General features: G+C 47.8%; 19 protein-coding genes and 1 pseudogene. 13 read left to right on the top strand and 7 right to left on the bottom strand.

Annotated elements, in window-relative coordinates:
* Nucleotides 1–23 precede the first annotated feature (23 nt).
* The 3 genes from A3849_RS23905 to A3849_RS23895 all read left to right on the top strand — a co-directional run bounded on the left by A3849_RS23905 (nt 24) and on the right by A3849_RS23895 (nt 1,938).
* Nucleotides 24–905, top strand: a complete 882-nt coding sequence (locus A3849_RS23905; RefSeq protein WP_074084350.1) for a LysR family transcriptional regulator — start codon at nt 24–26, stop codon at nt 903–905.
* Between the two features lie 26 nt (nt 906–931).
* The gene (locus A3849_RS33090; RefSeq protein ID WP_074113638.1) at nt 932–1,273 is read left to right on the top strand and encodes a hypothetical protein; all 342 of its coding nucleotides are present in this window, start codon (nt 932–934) and stop codon (nt 1,271–1,273) included.
* Nucleotides 1,274–1,374: 101 nt separating this feature from the next.
* Nucleotides 1,375–1,938 (top strand): GNAT family N-acetyltransferase, encoded by a 564-nt coding sequence (locus A3849_RS23895; protein WP_074113637.1) that lies wholly within the window; start codon nt 1,375–1,377, stop codon nt 1,936–1,938.
* A 77-nt stretch (nt 1,939–2,015) separates the two neighbouring features.
* Here the strand turns inward: A3849_RS23895 and A3849_RS23890 are convergent, their stop codons facing one another.
* The gene (locus A3849_RS23890) at nt 2,016–3,713 is read right to left on the bottom strand and encodes a hypothetical protein (RefSeq protein WP_074113636.1); all 1,698 of its coding nucleotides are present in this window, start codon (nt 3,711–3,713) and stop codon (nt 2,016–2,018) included.
* Between the two features lie 189 nt (nt 3,714–3,902).
* Between A3849_RS23890 and A3849_RS23885 the strand changes: the two genes are divergently transcribed.
* Together A3849_RS23885 and A3849_RS23880 are read left to right on the top strand one after the other, a co-directional pair.
* Nucleotides 3,903–4,262 (top strand): BlaI/MecI/CopY family transcriptional regulator, encoded by a 360-nt coding sequence (locus A3849_RS23885; RefSeq protein WP_074113635.1) that lies wholly within the window; start codon nt 3,903–3,905, stop codon nt 4,260–4,262.
* Nucleotides 4,259–5,611 (top strand): M56 family metallopeptidase, encoded by a 1,353-nt coding sequence (locus A3849_RS23880; RefSeq protein ID WP_074113634.1) that lies wholly within the window; start codon nt 4,259–4,261, stop codon nt 5,609–5,611. The genes A3849_RS23885 and A3849_RS23880 overlap by 4 nt, the downstream gene beginning before the upstream one ends.
* Here the strand turns inward: A3849_RS23880 and A3849_RS23875 are convergent.
* The gene (locus tag A3849_RS23875) at nt 5,557–6,552 is read right to left on the bottom strand and encodes a hypothetical protein (protein WP_074113633.1); all 996 of its coding nucleotides are present in this window, start codon (nt 6,550–6,552) and stop codon (nt 5,557–5,559) included. The genes A3849_RS23880 and A3849_RS23875 overlap by 55 nt on opposite strands.
* A 25-nt stretch (nt 6,553–6,577) precedes the next feature.
* Nucleotides 6,578–7,018: a hypothetical protein gene (locus A3849_RS23870; RefSeq protein ID WP_074113632.1), complete on the bottom strand. Its 441-nt coding sequence runs from the start codon at nt 7,016–7,018 to the stop codon at nt 6,578–6,580.
* A gap of 172 nt (nt 7,019–7,190) precedes the next feature.
* Here A3849_RS23870 and A3849_RS34105 point away from each other — a divergent pair.
* The 3 genes and pseudogenes from A3849_RS34105 to A3849_RS23860 form a co-directional block, all read left to right on the top strand.
* Nucleotides 7,191–7,289, top strand: a pseudogene (locus A3849_RS34105) (WCX domain-containing protein); the annotation flags it as partial.
* A gap of 353 nt (nt 7,290–7,642) precedes the next feature.
* On the top strand, nt 7,643–8,011 hold the full coding sequence (locus tag A3849_RS23865) for a VOC family protein (RefSeq protein WP_074113631.1): 369 nt from the start codon (nt 7,643–7,645) through the stop codon (nt 8,009–8,011).
* 904 nt (nt 8,012–8,915) lie between these two features.
* Nucleotides 8,916–9,515, top strand: a complete 600-nt coding sequence (locus A3849_RS23860; protein ID WP_083613642.1) for a ClbS/DfsB family four-helix bundle protein — start codon at nt 8,916–8,918, stop codon at nt 9,513–9,515.
* Nucleotides 9,516–9,740: 225 nt separating this feature from the next.
* Here A3849_RS23860 and A3849_RS23855 read toward each other — a convergent pair whose 3' ends face one another.
* Nucleotides 9,741–11,294: a glycosyltransferase family 39 protein gene (locus A3849_RS23855; protein ID WP_074113630.1), complete on the bottom strand. Its 1,554-nt coding sequence runs from the start codon at nt 11,292–11,294 to the stop codon at nt 9,741–9,743.
* Nucleotides 11,295–11,479: 185 nt separating this feature from the next.
* Here A3849_RS23855 and A3849_RS23850 point away from each other — a divergent pair, with 185 nt between their 5' ends.
* The 3 genes from A3849_RS23850 to A3849_RS23840 all read left to right on the top strand — a co-directional run bounded on the left by A3849_RS23850 (nt 11,480) and on the right by A3849_RS23840 (nt 16,160).
* Entirely contained in the window at nt 11,480–12,469 is a 990-nt protein-coding gene (locus A3849_RS23850) for a DUF4003 family protein (protein WP_074113629.1), read from the top strand.
* 153 nt (nt 12,470–12,622) lie between these two features.
* Nucleotides 12,623–14,398 carry an ABC transporter ATP-binding protein gene (locus A3849_RS23845; protein ID WP_074113646.1) on the top strand — a complete coding sequence of 592 codons (1,776 nt, stop codon included), beginning with the start codon at nt 12,623–12,625 and terminating at the stop codon, nt 14,396–14,398.
* Nucleotides 14,385–16,160 carry an ABC transporter ATP-binding protein gene (locus tag A3849_RS23840; protein WP_074113628.1) on the top strand — a complete coding sequence of 592 codons (1,776 nt, stop codon included), beginning with the start codon at nt 14,385–14,387 and terminating at the stop codon, nt 16,158–16,160. The genes A3849_RS23845 and A3849_RS23840 overlap by 14 nt, the downstream gene beginning before the upstream one ends.
* 116 nt (nt 16,161–16,276) lie before the next feature.
* Here A3849_RS23840 and A3849_RS23835 read toward each other — a convergent pair whose 3' ends face one another.
* Nucleotides 16,277–17,182: a GNAT family N-acetyltransferase gene (locus A3849_RS23835; RefSeq protein ID WP_074113627.1), complete on the bottom strand. Its 906-nt coding sequence runs from the start codon at nt 17,180–17,182 to the stop codon at nt 16,277–16,279.
* A 198-nt stretch (nt 17,183–17,380) separates the two neighbouring features.
* Here A3849_RS23835 and A3849_RS23830 point away from each other — a divergent pair, with 198 nt between their 5' ends.
* Together A3849_RS23830 and A3849_RS23825 are read left to right on the top strand one after the other, a co-directional pair.
* Nucleotides 17,381–18,298 carry an alpha/beta hydrolase gene (locus A3849_RS23830; RefSeq protein WP_074113626.1) on the top strand — a complete coding sequence of 306 codons (918 nt, stop codon included), beginning with the start codon at nt 17,381–17,383 and terminating at the stop codon, nt 18,296–18,298.
* A 74-nt stretch (nt 18,299–18,372) separates the two neighbouring features.
* Nucleotides 18,373–18,795, top strand: coding sequence for a VOC family protein (locus A3849_RS23825; protein ID WP_074113625.1), 423 nt, complete (start codon nt 18,373–18,375; stop codon nt 18,793–18,795).
* 23 nt (nt 18,796–18,818) lie between these two features.
* Here A3849_RS23825 and A3849_RS23820 read toward each other — a convergent pair whose 3' ends face one another.
* Both A3849_RS23820 and A3849_RS23815 read right to left on the bottom strand, forming a co-directional pair.
* Complete coding sequence (locus A3849_RS23820) at nt 18,819–19,694, bottom strand: formylglycine-generating enzyme family protein (protein WP_074113624.1); 876 nt, start codon at nt 19,692–19,694, stop codon at nt 18,819–18,821.
* A gap of 87 nt (nt 19,695–19,781) precedes the next feature.
* On the bottom strand, nt 19,782–20,414 hold the full coding sequence (locus tag A3849_RS23815; protein WP_074107209.1) for a glycoside hydrolase family 11 protein: 633 nt from the start codon (nt 20,412–20,414) through the stop codon (nt 19,782–19,784).
* Nucleotides 20,415–20,551: the final 137 nt, after the last annotated feature.

Genomic DNA, 20,551 nt, shown 5'->3' with positions numbered 1-20,551 from the left:
ATATTTCACAGGAGCTATAGACCATGTCTATGAACAATTTTGAACTGTACAAGGTTTTTTACTGGGCTGCCAAAACCGGAAGCCTGACCCAAGCCGCCAAATCCCTGTATATTACCCAGCCGAGCGTCAGCCATGCCATTAAGCAATTGGAGGATAGCTTTGGCCTGACCCTGTTCACCCGGAATTCCAAAGGTGTCGCCCTGACACCGGAAGGAGCCACCCTGTACTCGTATATTGAGCAGTCGCACATCCTGATCACCCAGGCGGAGAAGAAGATGACCGAGCTCAAAAACCTCGACAACGGAGAGCTGCGGATCGGCGGCAGTGACTCCCTGTTCAAGCATTATCTGCTGCCCTTCATCGAAATCTTTCATCAGCGCTACCCCGGCATCCGGCTGCATCTGATCCACGGAACCACACCGGAAGTCATCTCCTACTTAAAAGAAGGGCTCGTCGACCTGGGCGTAGTACGCATGCCCATCACCGATCCCCAGCTAGAGGTGCGGCAGGGTCTGCAGTTGCAGGACTGCTTCATCGCGGGCTGCCATTATGCCGAGTTGAACCAGAAGGTGCTCTCGATCAAGGAGCTGCTTCAGTATCCCATTATCCTCTTCTCCCGCAGCAGCCGGGCACGAATGGCGATCACGGACTTGTTCCAGGGGTACGGCTATGATCTGAAGCCTGAGTTTGAGGTCGGCAGCGTTGGCCTGTTGATCGAATTCGCCCGCAAAGGGCTCGGCATCTCCTTTGTCACACGTGAATTCGTATCCAAGGAGCTGGAGGAAGGCTCTCTGTTCGAGATTAAGCTCGACGTACAGCTCCCCCCTGCCCAGGTGGGCATGATGACAATGCGCAACATGCCGCTAACGACGGCGGCTAGTAAGTTTATTGAGCTTACGAAGTAGGATGGTTGGACAACAGGAGCCTCCCTTTGGGCTTCAACAACGGCATTTCTGCCGGTGTTCCACCGCAAACCCATCCCCGGGGCTTCAATAACGGCATTTCTGCCGTTGTTCCGCCGCAAACCCATCCCCGGGGCTTCAACAACGGCATTTCTGCCGTTATTCCGCCGCAAACCTATCCCCGGGGCTCCAATAACGGCACTTCTGCCGTTATTCCCGTACGATTTCATCCTTGGACGATGAACCAGAACGAAAGAACATCATCCTTCCCTATAAGACTCTCAAAACCCGGTTCCTTCAATGTGCGCTCTTGGAAAAGCTGCCGCTTACGAAGCAGACGAAACACTCCTTCCCATTTCTTTGCAGTGTGAACATTATGGGAAAAATGTATTTTTTAATTGAAAAATACAAACAAGCGTTCTATGCTAAGGATCTACATTAATGGGGAAGGTGAATCAAGGGGATGAATATTATGAATCCATTTGAACATTGTCCAATCTATGAAACCGATCATTTAGTATTCACAAAGGTTAAAGAAGAAGATGCAAAAGAACTTTTTGATTGTTATTCCGATCCGATAACGAAAGGTCATATGAATAATGATAATTGTGGCGGCGAATGGGATTGTCCCAGTATAGATCATGTTAGACAAGGGATTAATGCATGGAATAAAGAATTCGACGCCGGATTTTTTATTCGATGGAGTGTCCGTTACAAGCAGCTGCATAAAATAATTGGCACCATTGAAATAGCACCTATCCCTAATACAACAAGGTTTCTGGATGGTGTTTGCCAATCAGGCATTCTAAGAATTGACATAATTTCATCCTTTGAGGATCGGGCTATTTTTTCCGGGATTCTACAAATAGTAACTGATCATTTTTACATGGATTTTGGGATACAAAATATTATTACCAAAGCCACAACAGATGATATCCAAAGAATTCAAGCCTTAGAGGATAACCATTTTATTAAGCTTGTGGATAACCCCTTCATACCTTTTGATCATTATTATCTAAAAAAGAATACGGATTAATATCAGCATAATAATAAAAATCGGCATTCAAACTTTATCAGTTTGAATGCCGATTTTAATATCAAGCGCCTACCCTATTATTTCAACGGAATAGAATAAAATAACCGGCTGCCCTTGTTGTTGGTATACCATACAATTGTATCACCAACAAGAATAGGATTGGTCTCCGATAAGGCGAAATGCGCGAGGGTCTGAACGCCTCCTGTAGCCTGCCCGCTTCCATCAATATATACATATTTCAGGTCGCCAGGATTCCCTTTCTTATCGAATTCCTGCCACAGTACCATCAGCTTGTCATCCGAGATTTTAACTAATTTAGGAATGGATGCGATCTTGTCTGTTCCAACATACTTAGCCAAAGTGATGTGCTGGACAGAAGCGCTGGACATACTGGACTTGGGCAGCACACTAAGCAGGATATCCCGCTGGTCTGTTTCCAGACCTACCATCTCATAAGAGGTATATTCCGTAACAGCTGAATGGTCCACGCTGTTCATCGCGACGATATAACTGCCCGAGGACATTTCAAATCCGCCGATAGATACACCGGTAGCATTCGCTCCAATCGCACCTGGAATAGCAAATAAATCCACCTTACTGTAGCTATTCCCGTCCCCTTTACTCAGCACGACCGAACGGGGATAGGCGTCCCCATGATCCACAAGAACCTGAGCACTGCCGTCGAACAATACATATTGATCGAAGGAATGGCTGACATGATTTTTCTGGAATCTCCCCAGATCATTAGTCACCTTCATGGTTGAGGTATTCACCATAATCGTAAGCTGGGACTGATGATTTAATCCATCGGGTGTGGTATATCTTTTACGTGCGGTGTGTAACACCAGGGTATCCCCGTACTCCGCCATCCGGCCGGAACCCGCTTCAAAAGGTTCAATCGTAAAGCTCTCCCCGCCTTTAATGGAGACACTGTCGATTCGGTTGAAGCTTTTATCATACCGGACAATACGAATCACTTCTTTATCGTTGTTCTCCTCCGTATTCTCTTGCCCAAAAGCGATATAGTTATATTTCACGCCGCTATAAAAACCCCCGAACAACGGAAGCTCGTACTCCAGCTTGTTGCTGGTAATCAACTCATATTTCTCATTATAGGTTTCAATCGTAATCTCTTTATTCGCCTCTATGACACTCACCGTCTGATCCTGATTATGGACCAGGTAGGAGGTTACCGGACTTTTCCATCTCGGGAAATCAGAAGTTTCTCCGTTATCCTTGGCCCCAAACGCTGTCTTCACCCGATAAGCGTTGTCAGGAATCTTCGAGAAGACCGATATTCGATTGGCTTGGTTGTCGTATTCAATATCAAATGGAATCTTGCCCGACAAATCTCTTAATTGAAAATAATTGCTGCCGTCTATTGTATAGGCTGTAATCTGCTGTTGCTTTCCATCGACCAGGATCTTGGAAGTGGAGAGTGCGGCTATGTATTTTTTACTGCGGCTGTAATAGCTGCTGTTGGGCGATGCTTCAGGCGTATAGGCTTGTCCTGTTATAATCTCTACTGCATTCTGCTGTTTGTTCCAAGTCACATCGAACTTACTGGCCGTACCCGATAATTGCTTCGCAATATCCCGCAGACTGTAATAATTGCTGCCCGCTATGTTGAAGCCGTACAGTGACTGTTCCTCTCCATTAAAGTATGTCTTGCTGTCTGTCAGCATAGCCTGGGCAGTATTGCCGGCAAGCGCTGGCCTGCTTAGTAGCGGTGCAAGCAATAACAGGACCAGCAGTAACCTCATCAACCTTTTCATTCTTCATTTCCTCCATTACTTCATTCAAAGTACAGAAGCCGCTTGGGCTTCATATAGTCTTTATCGGTTATCCGGAAGCATCCAATCACCCCACCATGGAGCCCTCCACCCTTGACAAAAAAGGTCTACTCCAATAGACTCTTAGTCAAAGGTCTATTGCAATAAACTTAAGGCTTGAGGTAAGAGAAAATGGAGCCATATAAACTGTTTGATGCGGAATATAAATTTGTATCGCTCATTTGGGAGCATGAACCGGTGAATTCAACTGAACTGGTGAAGCTGTGCCAAAGCGAATTAGGCTGGAAAAAATCCACGACCTATACCGTGCTAAGGAAGCTGTGTGAACGCGGGGTTCTGCAAAATGAAAAGACTATAGTGACAGCCCTGATCAAACGCGGGGATGCCCAAAGATATGAGAGTGAAGCCCTGCTCGACAAAGCCTTTGACGGTTCATTGCCGAAATTTCTAACCGCTTTCTTAGGTAACCGCCGGATCTCCCCCACAGAAGCAGAGCAGCTCAAACGCATCATTGAGGAGGCCACCCAATGACCGCATGGTTCACCGCCATCCTGAATATGAGCATTACCGCCAGTTATGTCGCCGTTGCAGTGATCATCGTCCGCCTGTTTTTGCGTAAAGTCCCCAGAACCTTTTCCTATGTACTATGGGCGGCTGTGCTCGTAAGGCTGATACTCCCTGTTAGCTATAGTTCCGGCCTCAGTCTTCTAAGCTTGCTGGTACCTAATGTTCAGACGGGGAGCGGGGCGATGGAATATGTCTCAGGTCAGATCGGCCTAATGAATACCCCTGTAGTCAACATCGGGACCGATATCGTCAACCAAGTAGTTAATGCTTCGCTGCCCCCTGCCACCCCTGCCGGAAGTGTGAATTCCATGCAAATCATTATGGAGCTTGCCGCCGTAGTCTGGCTGGTTGGCATCGTGCTGCTGCTGGGCTACAGTGTAGTTTCCTACCTTAAGCTCTTGGACAGGGTGAGAACGGCTACGCTTGTGGATGGACCTGTTTTTGAATCGGACCGGGTCACTACGCCTTTTGTCTATGGCTTCATCCGGCCCAGAATCGTGATTCCAGTTGGCCTCAGCGACAACGAGCTGACTTATATCCTGGAGCATGAGCTGACGCATATCCGAAGACGGGATTATCTGATTAAGCCGTTTGCGTTCCTGGTGCTTACTCTTCACTGGTTCAATCCGCTGGTGTGGATCTCTTTCATGCTGATGAGCAAGGATATGGAGATGTCCTGTGACGAAAGTGTGCTGCGCAAACTGGGTAATGGGGCAAAAGCCGGTTATTCCCGCTCGCTGCTGGCTTTTTCCGTAAAACGGAGGCGTCCGCTGTCCGGCAGTCCGCTTGCTTTTGGCGAGAGCAGCATTCATGCCAGAATTAATAATATCCTGAACTATAAAAAGCCAAAGGTTGGCGCCGTTGCCGCAGCCTGTGTGGTATCGCTGGTCTTCATGGTAGGGTTTACCGCCAACCCGGCCGGCAAGCAGGAAGGTTCAGTGGATCAGCCGGGCAAGCTCGCTTCCGTCTGGGCGAACGCCCTCGTCTCCCGTGACGGTCACCCCCGCTACGAGATGATGTCGGCTGCCATGAAGGAGCAATTCAAGCAAGAACAAATTACAAAAAGCGGCCAGGACTGGAATTACAACATTGGCGTGTCCAGCCCTTGGGTAGTCGATTACAAAATTCACATGGAGGGCCACACCGCCCGCATCACTTACCTCACCCAAACCAGCGAGCCAGCCCATTACCAAACGGAAGAGAGCCTTACCTTCACGGTTGAAGACGGGAAACTTGTGGTTACAGAGTATCACACGGTTTATGAGGATAGGCTTTTTAGTGCGGAGGCTAGTATCTCTGCTTTTAGTTCGTAGGTTAAGGGCAGATTGTGAAATGTCAAAGCGTACGGATTGATCTCCACTTCCTTGCCTTCCTCAGCCATCTTTTCAGCCAAATAGAGCAACCCTTTTAATGGACTCGTTGATTCATTCAACAGATGGACCGTTAGTTCGTCTAATAACTGCTGTTCATGGACAGTTTGGAACTGCAGCAACCCGTGAGTGCTCCGGAGCTGTAATTCATAATCACTATAGTTCTCAATGACATCCCAGTCGGGCCATATACACTGAAGCTGCCTGGATAAGTCGGAAATCACATCAGCATGCCAAAATTCCAATCGTTTCTGCGCAATATCCAGATGGAAGCCACCCAGAGGAAAGTCTTTCTTCCATTCGCTAAGCGTAAGCTTGGGATAGCCATATGCTCTATTGATCTTCTGGACCATTTCAGGGCCATGAAATAAATACTCATCTATCCCTCCCCCTAAAGGGAAAATTAGCATTTCATTTGCTGAGAAGCTTACACTGGCTATGGTTTCAACCCAGTCCCGGTATTCAGGAGGAGCTAAACTTATATCTTTTAAATCATCCTCATGATCGGTTAGCACCTTTTCCTTGGGGTAACCTACATAAGAGGCAATATCGGCAATGCCGCCGGAAGCCCATTCCACTTCCCAACCCGCCCACGTCTTCCCCAAAAGCTGTAAATATAGATTTCGAAGCGGAATGTCAAACCGTATATCTTCACCGCCGTAGATCAACAATTTCTTCATGTCTACATCAAGAACCGCACCGCCTTCAGCCCATATATCATTGAGCCACCCGGATTCATCTACCTTAGTTTGCAATTCAATAAATGGGGTAGCATACTCCGGCCCCCAGAACAGGTCACGTGGCAGCGTATTCGCACACCAATGGCTATAATACAACTCATAAGTTCGATTCCTGACAATGACGAGATTTGCCCTTTGACCCACTTGTACCCTCCGTTCAAAATAAATTCTAATACCTAGCCATTACTACTGTTAATTTGAAACTCAACCGTCTTTCCATTTCTGGAATCAAATCTGTTAATTCATCTTCATTCCCTCTACCTTCAATAACAAACCTAGCGAACCCCGCAGGCAAGTGATAGTCCAGACGGTTAAGATCTGTTCCCTGATTGCAGCAGGGCATATGTATGCTTAAGTCATCAAAATCATGGGCGAAGCTCCTTGTCATCTCTTCCTGCCACCATGCCACATCCAGTGTTTCAGAACAAAAAGGGCAGGCCACATACTCGAAATCCCCTCCTTGATCAATAAACTGTACCGAATCAAAGACATGAATATCGTAAGTGATCGCGTGGTCATCCAGAAGACTTCTCAGATTCTGAATCATGTGTGCAGCCGGTATCAATCTATAGTTCTCCTCAGGGATCAGCCTTATAATGTTCTCGGACATTTGATGCTCCCTTCGTTCAAGCCATATGATTTCTTACTAATAAGTCTTTTCCATAGGTTGCGTAGGAATTTAAGAAGCTGTTATCAATATGAAGATGCTTAATGGCCTCATGTCAGAAGAAAATAAGGCATTAGACTGAAAAATACAGTGTTAGACTGGCACGGCGCGTCAACCGGAAGAATTGTTGTGTTGGATTCTTGGATGGGGGGCAGATGCGTTAATCACTAAACCTGAATCATTCAAAACCCGAATAGTAGAAACCGAAAATTGAAAGAACGCTACTGACATACTGTTGGCAGTAGGGGGGTTATATAATCAAAACATACAAAATGAAAGTGAGGTTATTTACATGACATGTCTTTAAAAGAAACGAATGGTGCACTGAAGGCTGATGAGCGTCAATTGTACTTCCCCTGCTGGAGAGCTACAGGGTACCGCATCTTTTCGCGGATTCCATGAGAGATTTATACAAATGCTTAACAAACTCACGTTAGTTGATACTTTCGGTAATGAATGCGACTCCTTTTGTACAGGGCAGTACAAGCTAAACATTTACACACTCCGTACATTGGTCATTAATGAACACCTGTAACATAAACTACCGCATATACTAAGGAGGACACTATGTCAGTAATTGGACCCGACTTCATTTCACTTCAAGTGAGCAATCTCGAAAGCTCTGCGGAATTCTATCAAAACTATCTCGGACTTGTCCGCTCACAGGCGGGACCACCTCATGCTGTGGTCTTTGAAACAAAGCCTATTGCATTTGCTCTTCGTGACCTAATGCCAGGAGTAGAACTCGGTTCAGGTACTCAGCCTGGACTTGGTGTCGCTCTCTGGCTTCATGCCCCTGATACGCAAGAAATCCACGACAAGCTTATTGCAGCAGGCGTAAAGATTACATCCGCACCAATAGATGGACCATTCGGGCGAACCTTTACATTTGCCGACCCAGACGGTTACCTAGTTACCCTTCACAGTAAAGCCTAAATCCGTAAATGTATCGAGCAAGCTTATGATAGTGATGACTTCCTCTGTAACAGAGAGCCATATGATTATTACCAAGTTAAGATTGTTTTCCTAAAAGTGATATGCTCCCCGTACGGTAGACAGGTGAAATCATTAAACCTGTTACTGTAAGAGGAGTTTTTCCATGTCTAAGAGAAGCATAGTGCAACGGAGAAGTTAGCTATCCTTCAAGAGATTGAAAGCCGCCATAGTGGAATAAAGGAAGCATCAGTTACCGCTTGAGACTTATGTTTGTCAGATTGTATTTCTATCCTTCCAATCGAAGGTCAGGAATAACGATTATGAATACTCCAAATCACTGCCCCAGCTGAATTCACATAATCCCCATAATTAATCATCTATCAGCTTCCCTTCAGCATGTCCGTTTTTGAACCTATTATAATATGCCGTTGGTTTACAATACCAATATTTTCATGCTATATGCTCTGAAGCGAAGTGGAAAAAGTAAAACTAATTCCCTGAAATTACAGTCAAAAAAGGGATTAGTTGGATTTTGGACACCTAATTCTAGACGATTTCCGCCTTTCGGCTGGTTTCAGCAGAATTAGTGAGACTTTTTCCAACTAAGAGTCCTCCACGAATCCAATGAGTTCAATTAGTGAGACTTTTTCCACTAAGAGCGTCTGCAATTCACCCTCAAGTCCTCTCAATTCCTCAATTTCTCTCAATTCCTCTCAATTCCCCAATTCAACTCAATATACGCACTCCCAAACTATCTATACGCCAAAAGCACACAGAAAACCCGGCTACTCTCCCTCCGCGGAGATACCCGGGTTATGTGTTAATCCATAGGATCAGGATAAATATGACATATTGCTGTCACTGCTCTATGATATAACAAAAATAAAAACGAGGTGCGCAAGCTATGGCGAGCTATGAGTATTTGTCCAAGGAGGATCTGCTAGAGGCCATTCACACTAAATATATCCTTCTGGATGCAGAATTCGAGGACATCGACAATAGCCAGAAAGATGTGAGAATACCCGAAGCAGATAGAACCCCTGCCGAGGCCATTGCCTACCAGTTAGGCTGGCTTCAGCTTGTTATGGGCTGGGACAAGGATGAACGGGCAGGCCGGGCCGTGAGTATGCCCTCTCCGGGCTACAAATGGAATCAGCTTGGCGGACTATACCAGTCTTTTTACAGAACATACGCCGAATATTCCCTTCCCGAGCTGCGGGACTTATTCCGGCAGATGGAACAGCAGTGGTTAGACTGGGTGGGCACTTTAACGGAAGAAGAGCTTTTTACGCAGGGCATCCGGCATTGGACCGGCAGCAAGGAGAACTGGCCCATGGCAAGATGGATTCACATTAATTCGGTGGCACCCTTCACCAGCTTCCGGGCAAAGCTCAGAAAGTGGAAGAAACACATACACATTCACTTGGTACCCGTTGATCCGCTGGTTGATCCCCTAGTTGATCCGCCTGTCGATCCACCGGTTGATCCGCCGTCCGTCCCTTGACCGCCGTTTCTTTGCGTCCTGCCATTCATTCCAGGAAAGCCGCCGTTCCCCCGGCCTCCACCATTAAAGTTCTTGCCGCCGTTCATTCCCGGGAATCCGTTCATCCTTGAACCGGAGTCGGTACTCGGGATTTGTTGGGCAGTAATGGCGTCACAGGAGACAAGCACCATCGAACAGCTAAGCATTAGAAGCAGCACTGAGATACAGGCTCTCTTGCTCCGCATCCTATGACACCTTCTTTCTGAATATATAATCGTATATGTCCTTGAATCCCATGTATGAAAATATAATCAGCAGCGGATACACCGGATAAATATAGCGGGACTTGATCTCCCACAACAGATAGAATCCGATGAAGCCCAGAATCACCAGAATCAGAGGGGTTTCGGTATACCGTCCAGCCTTTATTCCGCCGATCAACCGAACAAGAATACCAGCGTACATCACCATATTCAGGATATACATCATCCAGATCAATCCTCTTCTGGCATCCGAATCGCCCTTGAACCAGTCCGAAGCAAACGTATGATATACATAGCTATCCATGACAAAACCCATTCTTCCGCCATTGCTGGACGAGCCGTCATTGCCTATTCCATACCGCTCCATCTGATACGTGCCTTCGGTCCAGGTCCAGATCAGCTTTTTATAATACATATTCACTAACTCGCCCGCCGTGGCCGCAGAGAACTTATTCGCGATGGATTGCTTGAACAGCTCCGTGCTTTCCGCCTTGTTATAGCCCGCATCCTGCTGATAGATGCTATAGCTCTCCCGGTTATCCCAGAAGCCGAACGTCTCCAGGTTGATGCCCATATTCAGCCACATGTAGACAGGCGCTGAGTTGGTATTGACCGGTTCTTCCACGATATGTGTTGCCTGAAGCACAGCATTTTGCGTCCAGCCCGGAACATTGAAGAGTACGACTGTGATGCCTGCTGCGATGATGAGTTTTTTGAGCCCCAGGGTCCGCATGTGAAACAGAAGGGTTAGCAGCACCGTAATCAGAAAAATAACGCCAACACTCCGGAAATAATTTCCTACTGCCAGCAGAATAGCTGCGAAGAGGATATCCCTCAGTGAATGAGTTCTTACGAACCGTATTGCAAAATATAATGCACTGGTCAGAAAAGCAGTGGCAATGACGTCGTTATAGATGAGATTACTCATAAACAATGAAGGAATGTAAGTCGCAGCAAACACCAGGACTCCATAGTCATTGCGCTTGGACTTCATGTTGAGCTCTTTGTACAGCAAGTAGATCATTAGCGTGGTCACCAGTGAAAACAGGATATTGAAACCCTTAATCACCAGATAATTATCCGGAAACAGGTACAGCAGTGTCTTCAAATACAGCACGATGGAGAACTGGAACGGAAACATATGCAGATAGCCGCTTGTGTCAAAGGAAGAATAATCATTCCGGTACAGCATATCCATAGCCAGTGAGAGCACCGTCTGGGAATCATCCGTGGGCAAGCGGGTGAACAGGAAGATGATCACGATTTGGATGGCACACGAAAAAAGCAGCGTAAGCTGAATGACAATCCCCGGACGGTACTTATCGAGCTTCAGGCACATTCTATACAGAACGATGCTTGCAGCAAGGACGACTAAGATCAGCACAATGAACATAAGCAGCTTTTGCTGTTCCAGAACCGGCGTGTCGCCGTATGCAAAATAGTTGTACTCCGCCCGGAGAAAAAAGGAGGACGCGATAAACAGGCTTATAAAAAGAGCCAGCATGACATACAATGTTCGTTGAATTCCCTTGACCATGGACAACCTCCCTAGCAGCAGTGCCTGTGCTCTAATCATCACATGCCTGGATATATAGAAGCAGTATAATGGTCTAATCTGAAAATTAGATGAAAGTCCCGCAGGTCTGAACAGGAACGGCAGAGATTGATCATACGTAAGAGATCATAGGAAACAAAATACGGTCTAGACAAGGAGTGTATCCGATGAAAGAGCCCTATTCCGCCAAGCTTGAATTATTTGCTGAGAATGCACAGCGGGTCAAAAAAGGATTTGCCTGGAAAAATGCACAGGTCAACCGCCTGGCGGCACTGCTGTATACTGCCGAGGACAAAATAGCCGACAGTGACGCGATCCATGCCAGCTATGAATTGATTAAGGAACATACCGGAAGCTTTTCTACATTTAGAGGCACTACCGCAATCAGCATTGCCGCCCTGCTCTCCCTTTCTGCTGAACAAGAGCGGCTGCTCACAGACACACTGGCTGTCTATGAAATGCTCAAGGATGTCAAATTCAGAGCTTCTGACTATCTTGTCGTAGCCGCGTATCAGATCGCTGTGAATACAGCATCGGATCAATATCAACGGACGGTGGAACGGGCAAAAGCGTTCTATGACCGCATGAAGTCCAAGCACCCTTTCCTTACGGGCCGTGACGACTATATCTTCGCTGCCATGCTCGGCCTTTCTGATATCGACGTGGAGAGCGGAGTAGAACGGATGGAACAGCTATATGCGGTGCTGAAACCCGAGTTTCTGTCCGGAAACAGCGTACAGGCACTGACACAGGTGCTGGTTCTTGGGGAAGATGCATCGGAAACTGCAGCCCACGTACTTGCCCTTCGAGAGGCGTTTCGCACAAGAGGAATCCGGATGGATAAAGAATATACCTTATCCTCTCTTGGCGTATTATCGCTGCTGCCCTGCACCCAGGGGGAGATCGTGAATGATGTTTCGGAGACTTATGAGTTTCTGCGCACCCAAAAGGGCTTCGGCAGCTGGTCGATTACGAAGCAGGAACTGCTCCTGCTGTCGGCTGCTATGGTAGCCTTCAAATACGTAGATGAGGCCAAAAACGGTGTGGTCACCACGACGCTGACCACCAGTATTACCAACATTATCATCGCGCAGCAGACCGCAATTGCCGCCGCTGCCGCCGCATCAGCAGCCAGCGCCTCTTCAGCTTCCAGTTAGTCCATTGGTTGCGCATTCAAAAGTTCAATCGATTGTAACAAGAAAATTATTCGATTCCAGTTACTGGCTGCATGTAAGTGTTATAATCACTTTGATTTATTCACTCACTCCTGTATGGCAGGGGTGAAAGAACATGCAGAAACAGGTGATCAAATGTTTGAACTGAAATGGCTGTGGCAGAATCTGCAGGGAAACCGGGCCCGGTATATTCTGGCGCTATGCCTATCGGTGGCGGGCTCAAGTCTGACGATTGTGAATCCGTACCTCAGCCAGCGTATCGTCGATACGTTCATTGCCGGAGACGATGCCGTGCAGAATCTGACGGATAAGCGCGGGCTGCTCATTATGCTATGCCTGGGGATGATCGGCTTTTCCCTGCTCCGCACAGGTCTGGCTTATTTTACGACCATGCAATATGAGCGCTCTTCGCAGAACATGCTGTACCGCATCCGTATCTATTTGTACAACAAGATTCAAGGACAGGACCGGGAGTATTACGACCATAACCGCACCGGTGATCTCATGACCAAGATGACAGGGGATCTGGACATGGTCCGGCACTCGATGGCGTGGATTTTCAAAACGATCATCGAATCGCTCACGATTTTCGCGGCCGCCGTGATCTATTTTTTCAGCATCGATACCGGCCTCACGCTGTGGATGCTCACCCTGTCACCGCTAATTTTTGTCGTAGCCTACATATTTGCTAAGCACGTACGCCCCATGTATGTGGACCTTCGCGAACGTCTGTCCCAGCTTAACACGACCACGCAGGAGAACATTTCCGGCAACCGGGTGGTCAAGGCTTTTGCCCGTGAGGCTTACGAAATCGAGAAATTCACAGAAAAGAATGTCAACTTCTCGACCGCGAATAAAAAAGCCGCACTCGTATGGCTCGATTACTTCCCGTATCTGGAAACCTTAGCACAGGGCTTCAATGTCATCCTGCTGCTGGTGGGCGGGCTCTACCTGATGGATGGCCGGATCACCTTTGGTGAATTCGCTGCCTTCTCCTCACTGGTCTGGGCCATCTCGAACCCCATGCGCAACATCGGCATCATTATCAACGATATTCAGCGCTTTTTTGCCAGCTTGACCAAGATCGTTGAGATCTACTACGCCCGGCCGGCTATTGTCAACGAGCATAAGGCTACCACCAAACGCCGCTATGATGGCCGGATCACGTTCGAGCATGTCACCTTCAAATATGACAGCGCTACAGTTCTTGATGATGTCAGCTTCACGGTGGAGCCCGGCGAAACCCTTGCAATTATGGGTTCGACAGGATCAGGCAAAACAACTCTCATCAATCTGATCCCGCGCTTCTATGATGTGTCCGGCGGGCGTGTGCTGGTAGACGAGGTTGACGTCCGTGAGCTGGAGCTTGACGAGCTGCGCGGCAATATCGGTATGGCCACTCAGGACGTTCTTCTGTTCTCCGACACCATCGACGGAAACATTGCCTATGGCGAACCCGAGCTTCCGGAGGAAGAGGTCGTAGCCTATGCCGGACTCGCAGCCGCCCATGACTTCATTGTCCGGATGCCCGAAGGGTATGATACCGTGGTCGGGGAGCGCGGTGTCGGCCTGTCCGGCGGGCAGAAGCAGCGCATTGCACTCGCCCGCGCCCTGGCCGTCCAGCGTTCCATCCTGATTCTGGATGATACCACCTCCGCTGTGGATCTGGAGACGGAGGAGCACATTCAGAACAGTCTGCGCGGGCTGGATTATCCCTGCACGAAGCTGATCATCGCGCAGCGGGTATCCACCACTGCTGAGGCTGACCGCATCCTCATCCTGGATGGCGGACGGCTGATTGAAGAAGGCACCCATGCCGAGCTGCTGGCACGCCGGGGTTATTATTATGATGTATTTATGCTGCAGAATGAGGGTATTGGAAGGCAGGTGACGGCTCATGGCCAGGAATAAATTCGACGTCGACGAGAATCTGGAGTCGCCTTTTGACATTAGGCACTTCCGCCGTGCGATGATCTATATCCGGCGGAAGAAGACGCCGATGATTGTCGCATTTATACTGAGTGCTCTCTCGGCAGCCATCGCATTGTCAGCACCGCTGATCCTGCAGCATGTCGTTGACGTAACTATCCCCGCCAAGGAGAAGCTTCACTTGCTGGGGTGGTCGCTGCTGATGCTGCTGACCATCGTGGTCAGCGTCATTCTGGCTACCATCCGCTCCCGGATCATGACGAGCGTCGGGCAGGATATTATTTTTGACATCCGCACGGATTTGTTCGCCCATTTGCAGGAACTGCCCTTCAAATATTACGACGACCGCCCGCAGGGTAAAATCCTGATCCGGGTCGTGAACTACGTCAACGCGGTTTCCGATGTGTTATCGAACGGGATCATCAACTTTATTCTGGAGATTGTCAATTTAATCTTTATCGCCGCCTTCATGTTCGCCGTGGATGTGAGGCTCTCCTTCGTCATTCTTGCAGGACTGCCTGTGTTCCTAGGCATCATGCTGCTGATCAAAACCCGGCAGCGGCGAGCATGGCAGGCCGTATCCAACAAAAGCTCTAATCTGAACGCCTATACCCAGGAGAGCATTACCGGTATCGGCGTGACACAGATCTTTTCCCGTGAGCAGCAGAATGAAGGGATTTTCACACGCCTGTCGGGCAATTTCCGCAAGGAGTGGATGCGGGCGGTATCTTACAATATGCTGATTCCATTTTCGGTAGATAACCTGTCCACCATCGTTACAGCCTTGATCTTTCTTGTAGGTCTGCTGACCCTGGACCCCAAGGATGTAACCTTTGGTGTCATTCTGGCCATGAGCAGCTACGCCGCCCGCTTCTGGCAGCCGATTCTGAATCTCTCGAACCTGTACAATAACTTCATTAATGCCGTAGCCTATCTGGAGCGTATCTTTGAAACGCTGGATGAGCCGGTTACCGTCAGTGATATTCCGGATGCCCTGGAGCTTCCACCCGTTCAAGGCCGGGTCACCTTCGATGATGTGACCTTCGCCTATGACCCGGGGCTCAACATTCTGGAGAATATCTCTTTCGACGTCAAGCCCGGAGAGAGCATTGCCCTGGTTGGACCGACAGGTGCAGGCAAAACGACCGTCGTCAATTTGATCTCGCGTTTCTATGACTTGACCGGGGGACGAATTCTGATCGACGGCCAGGATATCTCGCAGATTACGCTAAAGTCCCTGCGCAGCCAAATGGGGATTATGCTTCAGGACAGCTTCATCTTCTCCGGTACCATTCTGGACAATATCCGTTACGGGAAGCTCGATGCTACCGAAGAAGAAGTCATCGCTGCCGCCAAAGCGGTCTGCGCCGACGATTTCATCCGTGAATTTGATCAGGGCTACCTGACCGAGGTCAATGAGCGCGGCTCCAAGCTGTCGCAGGGACAGCGGCAGCTCATCTCTTTTGCCAGAACGCTGCTGGCTGATCCGCGGGTTCTCATCCTGGATGAAGCCACTTCGTCCATCGATGCGAAGACGGAACGTCTGCTGCAGAAAGGCCTGAACGAACTGCTCAAGGGACGAACCTCATTCATTATTGCGCATCGCCTCTCCACCGTTAGGAACTGCGACCGCATCATGTATGTATCCAATAAAGGTATCGCGGAGAGCGGCTCGCATGATGAATTGATTGCCCGCCGGGGTCTGTATTACCGGTTGTATTCGGCGCAAAAGATGGAAGCCTGAGACAAGTAAGGCTCCATTAGCAGAAGGAAGACCCCGGTTCCTGGAACCGGGGTCTTCTTATGTCCTTTTAAGGGATAACAGGTAATCCTTTACACGTCCGGCTGACCGCATCCGGTTTAACTGATCTCATAACCAACCGTCAGTCTGAATCCATACAGCTCGTAGCCGATCTGCGTATAGAGTCGAATGGCCTTCTGATTGTTACCATGCGTGCCCAGGGTCGCGGTGGTTTTCCCCTGCGTTTTCAGGTAATCCAGTGCAGTACAGATGATGCTCCGGGCAATACCATGCTTCTGCCATTCTGGAATGACAAATACATTCTCCGTTGCACTTCTCTCCTCTGCTATTCTCCAGGTCGAGGTATTGGCGATCAACTCGCTGCCATGAAACGCACAGAAGTTGACCATTTCCTGCGCTCCCTGCATCCAGCTTAATTGGTTCATGCTCCACGCCACACCGTCAAAGGAAGCAAGTTCCGCTTGGTGATACTTCTCCAGAGCCTCACTGTTATCCAGTACAAAGGGCTGTACCTGCACACCATCAGGTAATGGATACCTCGGAATCTCCTGCTCCAGATCATACTTGAATACCACAATCGTATCAAAGATGGTAAATCCGCGTGCGAGGTAATAGCTCAATTCTTTTAGGTTATCCGTGTCATAATAGTTAGCCATCACAATACGCTTATCCGGATACTGCGCTTTGATGTCTCTGGACCGTCCGATCAATGCAGCTGTCAGTGCATCTTTGACACGCTCATCCCCCTTATTGTCCGCAAAGATAATATCAAAAGTCAGATAGCGGACAAAGCTGCTGGCATCCGTCTGCCGGACCGCATGAAAGGTATCATGCTCCATCAGATGGGCCACGGCTATAATTTCCCCAGCTCCATTGACTGCGCAGAACATATTTCGCTTATCCAGATCGCCATGATACTTAAACAGCATGTTAAGAACAAAATCCAGACTTTCAATTTGCGCTGCATCTTCCTCTTGCGGATTGCGGATTACAAAATCATTCATTTACGAACACCGTCTCCCATCATTTGGAATCCTTTAACCTAAATAATGGGCTTACAAGCTCAATCCGGCAAGGTAGAGTTTTAATATAGGCATTTTCACCTGGATATCTTCTGGCTGCATACCTTGACCTTGAAGTATACTTCAACCTTTATACTGTAACTATCGTACTTCAAACGGAAAAGGTGGTCTGTCTATCCCATGGAAATATATAGTAAAGGGCGTTCTGTAAGGAGCTTCCTATTTGAAAAGTACATCGGATTATTAGATACGAAGAAAAATTTATCCAGCAGAGAGAACACCCTGAAGCACCTTGAGCACATGGGCGTGGAGAATATAAAGCCTTACCGGATAGGCAAAGTTAATTTATCCAGCGGTGTTGCGGAGCACTCCTTTGAGGACATGCAGGTGTTCACATTAAATGATAAGAAGTCTTCTGATCAGAAGGTGATTCTCTATATTCATGGCGGTGCCCATACCCATCAACCGTTAGCTTTTCACTTCAGGTTCATGGATTACATGGCTCAAACCTTGAATGCCAAAATCATTGCGCCCATTTATCCCAAGGTGCCTAATTTCAACTATCAGCATACCTATCCAAGACTCCTGAACTTATACAGAGAAATTCTTGAATCCACTACGAATCCTGAACAGCTAACCATCATGGGAGATTCGGCAGGCGGAAATATCTCGCTTAGCCTCGCACATTACATCCAAATGAATCATCTTCCGCAGCCCAAAGATATTATTTTATTATCTCCATGCGTGGATATGGTATTGGATAATCCGGTGCTGTTCGACTATGTGACAAGAGACCCTATGTTGGCTGTGGAAGGATATGATGTGATTCGGCGGATATGGGCGGCGGACAAGAACCTGGATGACCCCATAATTAGTCCCATACACGGAGATTTCAAAGGCCTTGGGAAAATTACGATTTTCATTGGAACACATGAAGGACTGTTTCCCGATAACATGAGGCTGGATAAAATCCTTACAGACCAAGGCATCGCTCACAACACCTTTGTGTATCCCAAAATGAATCATGTTTTCGTTCTTTTTCCTATCCCTGAAGCCCAGGATGCAAAACGTAAAATAATTGACATTATTAACAGTTGAATGAAGGAGCCTATGGTATACTCTTTACGCCAATTGGGATGAACTCCCAATCAACTAGGACTGGAGATGAAGCAATGATTATCACACCTACGTTACATTTTCACGGAGAATGCGAAGAGGCCATCGGACTATATCAGCAAGCGTTTGACATCAGAATAGACTTCATATTGCATTATACCGACGCTAACCAACAGGACTGGAATCATGAATTGACAGAAGAACAAAAAGGCTATGTCTATCATGCTGAAGCTTATCTCGGGGAACAGCGCATCATGCTCTCGGATGAACTAGCCCCGGCAGCAGCTGCAAGCACATCATTATTTCTTACGATCACCTTTGAAACCGCCACTCAAGTAAAAAAGGCCTATGAAGTTTTGAAGGCTGGAGGTACGATCATTCATCCGCTGCGCAGTACGACCTATAGCTCCTGTATGGTTTCCCTTGTCGATAAGTTTGGCATCCGCTGGGGACTCATGACGGAACAGACCGATGTATAGAATCCAGGAATACACAATGAAGGTCACTTACTGCGAAACACGCGAAAGCCCTGATCAGGGGCCATGCCACTAGCCTCGAACTTCCCCTGAAAAGTTAACTCGCTGCTGCTGACATCGCCCACCCAACCGCCGCCTTTTAGAACCCGGTAGGAGCCGCTGTTATTACTATTCAAGTCTCCGTACCAGTCCCAGCACCATTCTCTGACATTGCCCGACATATCATAGAGTCCCAGCTCGTTGGGCTTTTTGTTACCGACGGCCTTGGTTTGATTATGATTATTTTCTATCACCGGCCAGTTCCAATCACCAGATAAGTATTGATCTCCGGTGTTTCTCCAATACCATGCCACTTCATCTGCATTATTGCTGCCGCTGTATGTATAGCTCTTGCTCATCCGGCCTCCGCTGGCAGCATATTCCCACTCTATTTCTGTCGGCAACCGGTAACCATTAGCTCCTGCATTGACCGTCACTGTCCATTTGACATTATCGATATCACTCTTATTATTCGGGTCCATTGTATTCTTGTCTATATTGTAATAGGGTTCTAAGCCCTCTTGTATACTCCTTTTATTACAGTACTCCACAGCGTCATACCAGCTTACCCTCTCTACCGGCAAATTGTTGCCTCTAAAAGCTGACGGATTATTCCCCATGACCTCAGACCACTCTTTTTGAGTGACCTCATATTTCCCGACATAAAAGTCGGTTAGAGTTACATTCTTCCCGTAGTAGCTGGACTTAGTATTCATAAAGGTCCCGCCTTGAACCCATATAAAGTTTTCTGGTTGTTCTTGCGGATTGTCAGGATTCCCCTGCGACTTGTCAGGCTGTTCTTGCGAACAAGCGCTGAGAACAATCATAATCATCACTAAAAGGATACTGGATAGCTTTCTCATGGATTCAGCCCTTTCACTCAATATTGTAAAATGAAACCGCCGGCCGTGAGACCGGCAGGACTCACCTATCAGTAGTTTAATAGACTGTTACCACACCGTTACGTTAGAGCTGCCGCTGCTCTGGTATCCCTCTGTCGCCAACACCTGGTAAGCCCAGCTGCTGCCCAGATTCATTCCTTTACTCTTCCAGGCATTAACGTGGTTGCTAAATGTGATAGCGGCGTTGCTGCCCGTTGCCCGCTTAGACTGTCTTACACTCCAGAATTGGGTGAATGTTTGGTAGCCGTCAATGGAAGGCGCATTGGTTCGCAGAGTCGTATAGATGTCATAAGTGCCCCCATCACTGGTCACAGTGCCTTTATACGTTCCAGTAGGTCTATATGTGCCCCAGCTATCAACAACGTAATATTCGATGAGTGAGTTTCTCGTCCACCCGTAGAGAGTCAAATATCCATTACCGTTAGGTGCCCAGACACCGGCATTATAGTTAATGGTCCGGTTGGGAGATCCGGTAGTCCAGCCTTTGCCGATCACGAAATTGCCGGTATTGGACCAATTAACACTGTAGTTTCCGCCAGATCCATTCACAGCATTTACTGTTCCACCGCCATCGGTCCAATTTTGCCAGTAATCTGTATCTGCACTGGCAGTTGCTGCAAACAGGCCTGTCATTGAAACGGCCATCACTAACGTCAAGATTTTCTTGTTAAACTTAAACATGATTGTACCTCCCATATTTTCTGATTTGTAATTCCGTACTTAAATCCACTAGATTATCACTCTAAGTAAATCACTCCCTCTCATTGGTGAGCCATCCCCAGCTAAAAAATGTATCTAATATATGCAAGACAAGCTAC

This window comes from Paenibacillus sp. P46E (assembly GCF_001909095.1).
Classification (GTDB): Bacteria; Bacillota; Bacilli; order Paenibacillales; family Paenibacillaceae; genus Paenibacillus_AQ; species Paenibacillus_AQ helianthi.
Note: the sequence above shows the minus strand (reverse complement) of the source record. Positions and strands in the feature narration are given on the sequence as shown.